Source organism: Acinetobacter sp. 1566109, assembly GCF_000582255.1.
GTDB classification, from domain to species: domain Bacteria; phylum Pseudomonadota; class Gammaproteobacteria; order Pseudomonadales; family Moraxellaceae; genus Acinetobacter; species Acinetobacter nosocomialis.
This window is the reverse complement of sequence record NZ_JEYB01000088.1, coordinates 1-11,730: the sequence shown is the minus strand read 5'-3', so window position 1 is coordinate 11,730 and position 11,730 is coordinate 1. Positions and strand designations below refer to the sequence as shown.

The window sequence follows — 11,730 nt, the reverse complement described above, 5'->3', positions numbered from 1 at the left end:
TTTCATCCCAATTGGCGAGTAATTTTTTTGCATACGGAATGAGGGATTTGCCTTCTTGGGTAAGCTCAACACGGCGTGTATTACGGTTAAACAGTTTACCGCCTAACTCTTCTTCTAAACTTTTGATGGTGAGACTTAAAGCTGATTGGCTTAAATGTAACTCTAAAGAAGCATTGGCATAGTTGAGTGTACGTGCAAGGGCTAAAAAAGCTTTTAGTTGTTTAAGCGTCATTTCTTTCCTTTAAATTACTCAACTTACCTAGAAGAGTAATTTATACGAAAATTTGCCTAATATGATGTTTTTTTGACAAAAAATTATGAAAAAGAATGATCATTACCTTACTTAATAGAGTACAGGCAATAAGTGTGAAAATATTGAACTACTTTAGTAAGTCGTCCCAACAAAAGTCATCTCTATTATTTGCAAAATACATGAACATGCCAATTACATGAAAAAATAGGCAGCCCATCCATATTTTTTGGGGAGCAACCTTAAAACCTTCTAATAGTATAGTTATAGAATAGATGGTGATCATGAATGTAAGAAAGAGAATATATGTAGTACTCGCTATAAATTTATGTTTTGGGGCTAATTGAGGAATTTTATATCCAATCAAAATTTGCATTCCCCAATTTATAATGAGTGTAATTATAGTCATAAGTAATTTTGGTGCATTTAAGCTTTCTAAGGAAACTTGTTCAATTAGGAAAATAGTTTGCCACAGTACAAACATCCCCAAAGGATACAATATAAATTTAATCCACATCATATTTTTTTTCTTATCAATATCTTACTTCACTATTGTATTAAATAAATATTATTTTTTCAAAATTTATTTTCAAAAAATATCAACATATAAAGTCATTCTAATTTCAATTAATATATCTATGAATTTTTAAATTCTTTAAAATTTAATTTAAAAGATAAATAAATTATGTAAGGGTATAATTGATGAATAAAACTATTCTTGGCTTAATGGTAGTACCACTTGTATTGAGTGGATGTATAAAAAAAGCAGAGGAAAAACCAACAGAAAAAATGGAAAAAACCTCTACTATAAAAGCAACTGAACAGCCCCCAAAAGAAGAAAATATAATTCCTGCTATGCTAGTACGTAATTTTCTTGTGAAGTTTCAACAACCCAAAATTTGTGCTCCAAATCCAGATGTTGATGGAATTGTATGTACCTCTAAAGAAGCGATTGCACTTAAAAGTAATATTGAATGGATTGATCAAGTAATCGATAAGGAAATCCGTAAAGATTATGCAGATGCTCTTACACCTCCTTCAGAAAAGCAAAAGCAACTAAATCAAACCCAAGCTGAAGGGTTTAATAACTGGTCACAGAATGTGGTTTATCGCTTTAATGGACAGTTTGGCCAATATGTGCAAATTTCGAAAGTAAGTTCAGAATATTCTGGCGGGGCTCATGGTATAGCAACTTTTGAAGATTATATTTTTGACTTAAAAAGTAAAAAACGCATTGAATTAAAAGATATTGTTATCAATGGAAAGATGAATGCGCTTAAAGAAGAATTGTGGAAACAATACGGATATTGGTGTCAAGAAAAAGATATGCAGCCTTATATTAGTAAAGAAGACTTTAAAGTAAGTGAAAATTTCTATATTAATCAATCAGGCGGGATTACATTTGATTTTCAGCTTTACGAATTGGCTCCATATGCCGCAGGTCCTGTGAGTTTAGAACTCTATGATACAGATCAACTGATAAAATCAGATTTTTTACCGCCAATGCCTACTTTAAAAACTGAACTGTAGAGATTCATAATAGTTTGTAAATTGATTAAACCACCTTCGGGTGGTTTTTATTATTCTTAACTGTTAAATTTAACTCATTATTAAAGTGGATAATTTCATGAAAAAGATTATTTTTTTAGGATTAGTTTTGAGTTTAATTGGGTGTTCAACAAGTCCTGTTGTTTCAAATACAGCGAAACCAATACCTAATGAGAGAGTGTATAATCAGAACTATTTAAAGAAACACACTCCTGAACAAGCAAAAGTTACGTTCTTAAGAGATAAAGGTTTTTTGGGTTCTGGCTGTACTCATGATATTTATGTTAATAATGAAAAGGTATTTTCAATTCGCTCAAATGAAATAGCTACAATTTATCTTGAGCCTAAATATTATATTTTTAGATTAGAAACTGGTGCAGGGATGTGTCCTAATATTGCAACTTCTCAAGAAACAGAAGTCAAACCTGGGGCAGAGATCGAATATCGAATCTTACTTCCATCTGACTTTAACTTAAGACTAACTCGAATGAAATAAGAGATTAAAAATCTCTACGCCAATGAGTTAATTAAAGTTAATATTCATTAAGTTTTGATTAAACCCACTCATTATTAAGTGGGTTTTTTCTTAATTGAACTAAGAATCATTAACTGCTTTAAAATTATTATTACGGAATATTTTTGATGAAAATTCCTATAAATAAAATTTTCTTTATCGTCTGATTAAGCAGCTGTGTGCTGTAGGGACAATCAGTTAATGGTTTTTTAAGTCCAGAAGGAGCTCTCACTGGCTTAATGGTTACACCCTAATTACGTACGCTAAATTAATAATTTTACACTAGACAAAGTTTTGAAAAGCTCACTTTCGGGAGCTTCTCTATTAATTAAAATTAGTTAAAGAAAGTTTTGATCACGAATATCTTAATTTGGTTTTCTTTGTCAAAATCTTAATAATCTTAAAGACCTGATTATTCAGCTTTATTTTTTGATGGACGGTTGCACTGTCGAGTTGATCCCACAGCTCAAATGGAAAAAACTCTGAGCTATGATCAAATACCCATAACCATTGGTAGCTATGGTTCAGTGTATGAGTATCAAAACGAACATCTTGAACTTTGACAATCTTAAGCTGTTTATGGTGTTCGTCTTGAAGAATAATTTCATGGTTCTCCATTAGACCGCCACAAATTAAAAAACAGGTTTTAAGTGTACTTGAAATAAGATTTTCTGGTTAATTGGTTAGGTTGGCATTCATTTACAAAACATTTCTGCTTGTTAAAGTTTGTCATTTTCAAAATGATAATAATCTTTACTCTTGAAATACAAGGTTTTAAGTAGGTTGCATTGTAAGGCTTATATCTAAGTGTCAGAATGCACGTTGACATTTATCTTCGAGTTATCGCTATGAGTTTAATAGGCTTTATGTATGCAAGTAAAACCAATAGTGAACATAGTCAAATAAAACAAGATTTAATTGATATCCTCACAGAAGCAGTCAAATTCAACTCTCAAAATGACATTACTGGTGTGCTTTATTATGGTAATGGATACTTCTTACAATACTTAGAAGGGGAGAAAGAACAAGTTGAGACGCTATTTTATAAATCAATTTTGAAAGATTCGAGACATCAAAACTGCGAAATCATCTTTTTGGAACCGTCCGAACAGCGGTTATTTAAACATTGGAGTATGAAATTTGCGCCTATAAATACGAAAATAAAAGATTTCTTTTTTCATCATCATGTTGATGAGTTTAATCCGTATTTACTTAATACTAATTCAATCCCATCTTTTATTGAATTACTTGTAGATCAACCCAATTTGAAAGCGGATCAATATTAAGTTTAACCAAAAATATATTTTTTGATTGGATATAGATCCAAAAAGAAAATGTTGAAGGGTGATGATATTAAAGTTTCTAAAAAAGCCCTGTACAATCAGGGCTTTTAAATTTTTTTTAAATATAAATAGTACTATTTTACATTTACGGCTTACTACTAACTAATGATTTTTCAAATGCCATTTCTGCATCTTTTACAATAGCAGAAAGTTTTTCTGGTTGAATAAATGCATTAACTTGACCTGCATCTTTGCGCGCTTTATTTCCCATAACATCTGCAACTTCTGGATGGCTAGTAAGCACAATGTCTGCTTTCATATTTTTTAAACGCTTAAAACTCTGACGATAATCTTCTACAATATTTGGATATTGATGATTATTTTGTAAAACATTGCCAGCAACAGAGAGACTGCAAGGGAAAACAACATTTAGGTTCTTACCATTAGATTTAACTTCAGTTGACCAAGTTGTACAACCCGGAGTATGGCCTGGGGTAAGAGTAGCTTTTAGTTTTAATTTCCCTAGTTTAACGACTTCTCCATCGTGAATGACTTTATCAACTTTAACTGGAGTAAAAGGAATACTTTGGAAGGTGTTTTCACCTATTGGTTTTCCTATTTCTAAAGCCTTAACATCCTGCTGCATAGCAATTAATTTGGCGCCAGTGTCTTGTTTAATGCGGGCAAGTGCACCTACATGGTCCCAATGAGCATGGCTTGTAACCATAATTTTTACATCTGATAACTTAAAACCCAATTTTTTAATATTCTGCTCTATTTGCTCTGTATTTTCCGGAAGACCTGTATCTATCAATAAAGCTTGATGATCAGAGGTCAATAAATAGGTTCCAAGACCGTGAGTACCTACATAGTATATATTTTCAGTAATTTGGAATGGCTGAGTATTTTGCGTCCAGTCATCAGGTAACTTTAATGGTGTAGCTGAGGCAGATAGAGAAGTCAGCAATATACTTCCTGTAAACAATATCTTTTTCTTCATCTTTATTGGACTCGTAGGTTGGTCGCAGTAATTAAAGTTTTATATTTTAACGCCTTTGCTATAATTAGACCCGAATTTATTCATAAAAAAGTATGACCATTCATTAAATTTTTATGTGTTCATGCTTGTTTTTCATTCATTCTTACTGATAAGTCATTTCAGAACCAGTCTCTTTAAAAAGCCTTTGGCTCACTCTATAAATAGCTCTCAAAAACTCAAATTAATAAATTAGTAAAGACTAGTTTTTAATGTAGGGAAGATAGCGATTTGATGTTTAAGATACAGCTTTCTCACTATTTTCTTAAGATTAAATTATGAATATCTACTAAATTATTTTAAAAAATATATTATTTAATTGTCTTTATTAAATAATATGAAATTATTAATTTAATTTACTCAATAATTAATAAGTTTTATAAATTAATAATGGCTTTTAAATAATTTGTTTTACTAGGAAATTTATATAAATACCTGTATTTTATTGATATTTTAAAATTTAAATAAATTACATTGTTTTTAAATATTTTAGTGATATTTTATTTTTAAGCTCATTTATCTATTACCAATCGTAGATATTGTGATTTTTATCATTTTAGGTTTGGGATAACCTAAATATCTTTTGGTAATTTTATTGAACCTAATATCTATTCTTTAGGGAGAAAGAATATATGTGGGAATTATTTGTAATTCTACTTTCGCTTGGGCTGTTAATGTATACAGCTTACAAGGGCTTTTCTGTCATTCTCATGGCACCAATTTGTGCCTTACTTGCAGTTTTACTCATTAACCCAGCCAATGTTTTACCGTTTTATTCGGGTGTCTTTATGCCCAAAATGGTGAACTTTATTAAAGATTACTTTCTTGTGTTTTTGCTCGGGGCAATTTTTGGTAAAGTCGTTGAAATGTCAGGGATTGCTGAGTCTATCGCTCGAACCATTGTGAGATGGATTGGCGCAAAAAAAGCAATTTTAACGGTTGTATTACTAGGTGCAATTTTAACATACAGCGGTGTTAGTTTATTTGTTGCTGTATTTGCAATTTATCCTTTTGCCAATCAGTTATTTAGACAAGCAAATATTCCAAAACGTTTAATTCCCGGAACCATCGCGCTGGGTGCATTTACATTCACTATGGATGCATTGCCAGGTACGCCACAAATCCAGAACGTAATTCCAACCACTTTTTTTGGTACCAATATTTATGCCGCACCTTTCTTAGGAATTATTGGTGCTATTTTTGTTCTATGCATGGGTTTAAGTTACTTAGAATGGCGTCGCCGCGCTGCTGTAAAAGCTGGCGAAGGATTCTCTGGTTTTGGTATAGACAATACACCGTCTCAAGAAGTTGAAGCTGATATGAACTTGCAAAATAATGGAAGTTCGGCTCGTCAGTTTCTAGCATTTGTACCGCTCATTCTTGTTGCAGTAATGAACAAATATTTATCTAAAGCAATCAAAGAGTGGTATCCAAATGGCTTTGATTTTGCCTCAGTTGGTCTAGCTGATTACACTGTAGATGTTGCGAAAACTGGTGCGATATGGGCGGTTGGACTTGCGCTGATTGTCGGGATTATTACTGCAATTTTGTTTGATTACCAACGTGTAGTAACGAACTTTAAAGAAGGTATTAATGCGAGTATCGGCGGCTCACTTTTAGCCGTGATGAATACGGCTTCTGAGTACGGTTTCGGTGCCATTATTGCGTCATTACCGGGTTTTGCCATGATTAGTCATGCAATGAGCAGTACTTTTACAAATCCTTTAGTAAATGGGGCGGTGACGACAACTGTTTTAGCAGGTATTACCGGTTCAGCTTCTGGTGGTATGAGTATCGCTTTAAGTGCGATGGCTGAACACTATAATGCGGCGATTTTAGCTGCGGGTATTCCACCAGAAGTTATGCACCGTGTAGTTGCGATGGCGTCGGGTGGTATGGATACCTTACCGCACAATGGTGCTGTCATTACTTTACTCGCTGTTACAGGTTTAACCCATAAACAATCGTATAAAGATATATTTGCAGTTACGGTAATTAAAACATTAGCAGTATTTGTGGTGATTACGGTCTTTACCGTAACGGGTATTGTTTAAATCAGCACGTTATAAGTATTAAGGAGTAAATAGATGACTAAACTTTTAGACGGTAAAGTTGCTTTTATTACAGGTTCTGCAAGTGGTATCGGTCTAGAGATTGCTAAGAAATTTGCTCAAGAAGGTGCCAAAGTTGTCATTTCTGATATGAATGCCGAAAAATGCCAAGAAACGGCGAACTCACTTAAAGAGCAAGGCTTTGAAGCACTATCTGCACCATGTGATGTAACTGATGAAGACGCTTATAAACAAGCAATTGAGCTTACTCAGAAGACCTTTGGTACAGTTGATATCTTAATTAATAATGCTGGTTTCCAGCATGTTGCGCCTATTGAAGAGTTTCCAACTGCTGTTTTTCAAAAGTTAGTTCAAGTCATGTTAACGGGGGCATTTATTGGTATTAAACATGTTTTCCCAATTATGAAAGCTCAAAAATATGGTCGTATTATTAATATGGCTTCAATTAATGGCTTAATTGGTTTCGCTGGAAAGGCAGGTTATAACAGTGCTAAACATGGCGTAATTGGTCTAACAAAAGTTGCCGCATTAGAATGTGCACGTGACGGTATTACGGTAAATGCTTTATGTCCGGGGTATGTAGATACACCATTGGTTCGTGGGCAAATTGCAGATTTGGCTAAAACCCGTAATGTAAGTTTAGACAGTGCACTTGAAGATGTAATTTTGGCAATGGTTCCTCAAAAGCGTTTGCTATCTGTTGAAGAAATCGCTGATTATGCAATTTTCCTTGCGAGTGAAAAAGCCGGTGGGGTAACAGGCCAAGCTGTCGTGATGGATGGCGGTTACACCGCCCAATAATTTAATTGTTTTATAAAAGCCGCTTATTCTATATAAGCGGTTTTTTATTCATTAAAAATTTACGATCATCTACTGTTCAAAATAATGCTTTATCTCTACTATAACTCGTTATAAAAAAACCAATAAAATAAGTTCGTTAAGGTATAAATTTATACTTTAAAGGTATTTAACTTATTTCCATTTTTAAAATTTAATAGAGTATGAGAAAGTAATATTTACGCATGTCCTGATTAAATACTTTCAGGAAAACTCGTCAATTAAAGGGTATTAATTGGCATACAAGTTGCTTTTTTAGCAATAAGTTTTAGCTAGGTGAAAAGGATATGATATCACTCAGCCAACAGATGGAACTCAATCATTATTCACGCAAAGCTGAATTTGCGCAGAATCTGATGTCCACAATTTGTGGTGAACACCGTCTAGACACGATTTACAAAGACAATCTCGATTTCCACTATGACGGAATGCGTTTGCCTAATAAAAAAATGGCAATCGGCACAATTAGTTATGGTGCTAACGTTGCTATTAACATCTCAAATTTAAAAGCGTATAGCATTAGTTTACCTATACAGGGGCGACAAGCTCTCAACATTCGTGGTGCACATTATCAATCTGATGAAAACAGAGGCCTTATTGTTTCAAATAACGACCAGCAAGATCTGATTATCGATAAAGACTGTAGAAAATTTCAGGTGGTTATTCCTGAGCGGAGTATGCAGATTGTCCTTGCGGATCTACTCAATAAACCTATAGAAACGCCTATCATTTTTAATCCTGAAATGCACTTAGACTCTGAGCAACTGATTGGAGCGTGGTGGAAGAATATTCAGAATTTTTTACAGCTAAAATCGCAATATAGCAATTTTTATGGTTTGCAGATGTTATCTGAAGACTATGAAAATTTTGTAATTAAAGCGTTATTGTTGTCTCAAGAAAATAACTACTCTGAAGCTTTAAAGTTACTCTCGCATCAGGATGAGCCAGCTTATATTCGTAAGGTTCGTAATTTTATTATTGAACATGCGCACGAAGAAATCTGTGCAGAAGATTTGCAACGTCTGGCTGGGGTTTCAAAATCAAAATTGTATGACGAATTTCAACAATACTACGGCACAAGCCCTATGTCGTATTTAAAAAAATATCGTCTCCAACAAATTTATAAAATCTTGAGCACCACAGGAGCAGATAGAAAGGTTTCTATTTCAAAGCTTGCCTATGACTGGGGCTTTAACCATTTAAGTCGTTTTTCTCAAGAATATCGCGAAGAATTTGGCGAAAATCCAAGTGAGACTAAAGGCAAAATTTTCTGATATTTAATTTTCCCAATAAAAAAACTGATTTAATTACTTAAATCAGTTTTTTTATTTATTGTTTAATATTTATAGACTTTCTTCTAGCTTTAACACTTGTTTGTTTTTAGATTTCTCATAAATCACTTTCAGGCTAAGTGCAATAAATGAGATGAATGTTGGTAGCGCGAGAATAAAGAAAATACTGCTTAAACTTAAGTTAAAGGTGAAAATGAGTGAGCCAAAGAATGCACCTAAAATTGCACCAATACGACCAATACCATGCATCCATGAAACACCAACCGCGCGGCATACCGCTGGGTAGAACATAGCTGCAAGTGGCAGTAATGAAGACTGTGCACCAGCCAGTAATGCACCAATTAAGAAGATAGTAAGGCCTAATAAGAAAATATTTGAGCTCACTAGACCAGCAACAATAAATAGGCTGAAAGCGATGAAATATGAATATTTAATCACTGTAGTTGGGTTTAGTTTATCCATGTACCATCCCATAATGGTTGCGCCAATTACACCGCCAAAAGGGAAAATCGCAGCAATTAAACTAAACTGTTGGGTACTAAAACCTGCTGTTTTTAAAATCGTTGGCATCCAGCTTGTTAAAAGATAGAACACCAAAAGACTGGTAAAACAGCAGATCCAAAGCATGCTTGAACCCCACAGATATTTTCCTAAAACCACTTTAACTGGATTTTCATCTGAAGGATTTTCTGCTTGAGCTAAAATAAGTTTTACTGGCTCTTGGAAGGAATGGCCTTGAATATTTTCTAAAATACGCTGCGCTTTATCTTGTTGATGACGTGTAATTAGGTATTGAGTTGATTCAGGTAATTTAAGTAATAAAGCAACCACTAAAATGAGGGGAATACTTCCGCCAATAATAATCACTTTGGCCCAGCCATAGCTTTCTAACAAATAAGCTGATAACACACCGCCACAAGAAATACCCAGCATAAATCCACAGCCAGCAAGCCCTGTGAGAAATGCTTTACGTTTTACAGGCATATATTCTGAGACAATGGTACTAATGTTTGGCATAGCTGCGCCTAAACCTACGCCAGTAATAAAGCGATAAATCATTAAGTCTTGAGTTGAATTAGCAAAGCCACACAAAATCGTAAATATTGAGAACAAAAGGCTTGTAAAAACAATAACACCTTTACGGCCAAATTTATCGGCTAAGGGGCCAGAAATGATTGCACCAATTGCCATACCGACTAAAGCAGCACTTAAAACGGGAGCAAGTTGAGGCTTGGTAATTCCCCAATCATCCAGTAATGCTGGTGCAACAAAACCAATAATTCCTGTGTCTAGACCATCACAGAAAAAGACAAAAAAGCCTAGGATAAAAACTATCCACTGTAAGGGAGACAGTTTTTTGCGATTGATAATCGTGTTTGCATCTATCGTTTTCATATGTATTCCTTCTTAAAATTATTTCATTCCCTAAGTAATTCAATGTATTCGTTACAAAACCTGTGTCTTTGATTGAACTATTTTTAACCAACCTTCACTATCCAATAAGTCCTAATCTTCATCCATTTTTTCCAAATGAGATAAAAAGCATTCATTTCACTTTTAATTTAATCTTTTGAAATATAGGTGTTTCTTATTTTTAATTTTTTATTCAGTTTGATTGATTTTGATAATTGCGCAGAGATTGGATAGTGCTTGCAGCTTTTGGACAGTCTAAAAAAATTTTCAGATAGAAGATAAAGCCATAACAATGTCAGGAGTTGACACTATGGCTGGTCAAACCATTCAAATTCAAACTGCATCTGGAAAGCAGTTCGGTGCATATCTAGCGACACCAGAAACAGGAAAAGGACCCGGTGTGGTGCTTTGTCAGGAAATCTTTGGGGTGAATGCAGCAATGCGGGAAAAGGCAGATTTTCTTGCAGAAGAAGGCTATACCGTTTTGGTTCCTGATTTATTTTGGCGTGTAGCACCTAATATTGAACTGGGTTACACACCAGAAGATTTTCAAAAAGCTTTTGAACTTTATCAGCAATATGACGAAAACCTCGGTGTTGAAGATATTCAAGACAGCTTAGCTTTTTTAAAGACACGACCAGAATGTGATACCTCTACAGGTCTGGGCGTAGTGGGCTATTGTTTAGGTGGAAAGCTAGCTTATTTGGCAGGCTGCAGACTTTCGGAAGTGGCATGTGCCATAGGTTATTACGGTGTAGGCATTGAAAAAGCGTTAGATGAGTTAGCTAACGTAAAAGGGCGCTTGGTTTTACATATTGCTGAACTGGACCAATTTACACCGCCAGATGCGAGACAAGCGATTGTGAGCCTGTAAATTATTTTGTGTAAGTTCCATTTTTTATAAATGATCTTTTAATCGATCATCGAACTGAATCGTAAACCAATTCATTGCTAAACGCCAATTTTGAATTGGCATCGTCCATTTCTTCGCAGCATTTGATGTTGCTAAGTAAATGACCTTCTTTACTGAGTCATCAGATGAAAAGATTTTCCTTTTCTTCGTTGAATGGCGTATTACGCTATTCAACGACTCAATCGCATTTGTTGTATAAATAGCATGACGTATTTCGGCTGGATAGCTAAAGATCGTTCGGATATTTTCCCAATTGGCCCGCCAGGATTCTCCAATTTTGGGATACTGGTGATTCCATTGATCACAGAAGATGTCTAGGGACTTTAAAGCATTTTCCTCTGTACTTGCCTGATAAATCGCTTTCAGACCCGACGTAACAGCCTTGTAGTCTTTCCAGCTTACAAATCTCAGGCTATTGCGTACAACATGCACAATACACAGTTGAATATCAGTATGAGGGTAAACAGAGGCTATCGCGTCAGGAAAGCCTTTTAATCCATCTACACAGGCAACAAGAATGTCCTGTACTCCTCGATTTTTTAGCTCTGTCATGACTGACAGCCAGAATTTGG

General features: G+C 34.5%; 11 protein-coding genes and 2 pseudogenes. 7 read left to right on the top strand and 6 right to left on the bottom strand.

What is annotated here, in order from left to right; genetic code table 11:
* Both J582_RS23450 and J582_RS27360 read right to left on the bottom strand, forming a co-directional pair.
* Positions 1–232 (bottom strand): LysR family transcriptional regulator (locus tag J582_RS23450; RefSeq protein WP_032048710.1); only part of this gene is annotated, 232 nt, incomplete at its 3' end.
* A gap of 148 nt (positions 233–380) precedes the next feature.
* On the bottom strand, positions 381–770 hold the full coding sequence (locus J582_RS27360) for a hypothetical protein (RefSeq protein ID WP_016804884.1): 390 nt from the start codon (positions 768–770) through the stop codon (positions 381–383).
* Between the two features lie 182 nt (positions 771–952).
* Between J582_RS27360 and J582_RS23440 the strand changes: the two genes are divergently transcribed.
* Entirely contained in the window at positions 953–1,780 is an 828-nt protein-coding gene (locus tag J582_RS23440; protein WP_032048709.1) for an RsiV family protein, read from the top strand.
* 97 nt (positions 1,781–1,877) lie between these two features.
* The gene (locus tag J582_RS23435; protein ID WP_002050243.1) at positions 1,878–2,294 is read left to right on the top strand and encodes a hypothetical protein; all 417 of its coding nucleotides are present in this window, start codon (positions 1,878–1,880) and stop codon (positions 2,292–2,294) included.
* Between the two features lie 372 nt (positions 2,295–2,666).
* Here the strand turns inward: J582_RS23435 and J582_RS23430 are convergent, their stop codons facing one another.
* Positions 2,667–2,930, bottom strand: coding sequence for a hypothetical protein (locus tag J582_RS23430; protein ID WP_002049812.1), 264 nt, complete (start codon positions 2,928–2,930; stop codon positions 2,667–2,669).
* Between the two features lie 230 nt (positions 2,931–3,160).
* Here J582_RS23430 and J582_RS23425 point away from each other — a divergent pair, with 230 nt between their 5' ends.
* Positions 3,161–3,598, top strand: coding sequence for a BLUF domain-containing protein (locus tag J582_RS23425; RefSeq protein WP_042074752.1), 438 nt, complete (start codon positions 3,161–3,163; stop codon positions 3,596–3,598).
* 142 nt (positions 3,599–3,740) lie between these two features.
* Here the strand turns inward: J582_RS23425 and bla are convergent, their stop codons facing one another.
* Entirely contained in the window at positions 3,741–4,595 is an 855-nt protein-coding gene (gene bla / locus J582_RS23420; protein WP_006580921.1) for a putative subclass B3 metallo-beta-lactamase, read from the bottom strand.
* A gap of 668 nt (positions 4,596–5,263) precedes the next feature.
* On the opposite strand from bla, the gene J582_RS23415 reads away from it, so the two are divergent.
* From J582_RS23415 to J582_RS23405, 3 genes are all read left to right on the top strand, one after another.
* A complete protein-coding gene (locus J582_RS23415) occupies positions 5,264–6,685 on the top strand; it encodes a GntP family permease (RefSeq protein WP_032048705.1) in 1,422 nt (473 codons plus the stop codon).
* Positions 6,686–6,718: 33 nt separating this feature from the next.
* The gene (locus tag J582_RS23410) at positions 6,719–7,504 is read left to right on the top strand and encodes a 3-hydroxybutyrate dehydrogenase (protein WP_002049919.1); all 786 of its coding nucleotides are present in this window, start codon (positions 6,719–6,721) and stop codon (positions 7,502–7,504) included.
* Positions 7,505–7,827: 323 nt separating this feature from the next.
* The gene (locus tag J582_RS23405; RefSeq protein WP_032048703.1) at positions 7,828–8,814 is read left to right on the top strand and encodes an AraC family transcriptional regulator; all 987 of its coding nucleotides are present in this window, start codon (positions 7,828–7,830) and stop codon (positions 8,812–8,814) included.
* 69 nt (positions 8,815–8,883) lie between these two features.
* Here the strand turns inward: J582_RS23405 and J582_RS23400 are convergent, their stop codons facing one another.
* On the bottom strand, positions 8,884–10,227 hold the full coding sequence (locus J582_RS23400; RefSeq protein WP_032048702.1) for an MFS transporter: 1,344 nt from the start codon (positions 10,225–10,227) through the stop codon (positions 8,884–8,886).
* Positions 10,228–10,555: 328 nt separating this feature from the next.
* Here J582_RS23400 and J582_RS23395 point away from each other — a divergent pair.
* Positions 10,556–11,110, top strand: a pseudogene (locus J582_RS23395) (dienelactone hydrolase family protein); the annotation flags it as partial.
* Positions 11,111–11,143: 33 nt separating this feature from the next.
* Here J582_RS23395 and J582_RS23390 read toward each other — a convergent pair.
* Positions 11,144–11,730, bottom strand: a pseudogene (locus J582_RS23390) (IS256-like element ISAba26 family transposase); the annotation flags it as partial.

What these genes read in the sequence shown, in the direction of transcription:
- J582_RS27360 (WP_016804884.1), bottom strand. Translation starts at nt 770, where the DNA reads ATGATGTGGATTAAATTTATATTGTATCCTTTGGGGATGTTTGTACTG.
- J582_RS23440 (WP_032048709.1), top strand. Translation starts at nt 953, where the DNA reads ATGAATAAAACTATTCTTGGCTTAATGGTAGTACCACTTGTATTGAGT.
- J582_RS23435 (WP_002050243.1), top strand. Translation starts at nt 1,878, where the DNA reads ATGAAAAAGATTATTTTTTTAGGATTAGTTTTGAGTTTAATTGGGTGT.
- J582_RS23430 (WP_002049812.1), bottom strand. Translation starts at nt 2,930, where the DNA reads ATGGAGAACCATGAAATTATTCTTCAAGACGAACACCATAAACAGCTT.
- J582_RS23425 (WP_042074752.1), top strand. Translation starts at nt 3,161, where the DNA reads ATGAGTTTAATAGGCTTTATGTATGCAAGTAAAACCAATAGTGAACAT.
- bla (WP_006580921.1), bottom strand. Translation starts at nt 4,595, where the DNA reads ATGAAGAAAAAGATATTGTTTACAGGAAGTATATTGCTGACTTCTCTA.
- J582_RS23415 (WP_032048705.1), top strand. Translation starts at nt 5,264, where the DNA reads ATGTGGGAATTATTTGTAATTCTACTTTCGCTTGGGCTGTTAATGTAT.
- J582_RS23410 (WP_002049919.1), top strand. Translation starts at nt 6,719, where the DNA reads ATGACTAAACTTTTAGACGGTAAAGTTGCTTTTATTACAGGTTCTGCA.
- J582_RS23405 (WP_032048703.1), top strand. Translation starts at nt 7,828, where the DNA reads ATGATATCACTCAGCCAACAGATGGAACTCAATCATTATTCACGCAAA.
- J582_RS23400 (WP_032048702.1), bottom strand. Translation starts at nt 10,227, where the DNA reads ATGAAAACGATAGATGCAAACACGATTATCAATCGCAAAAAACTGTCT.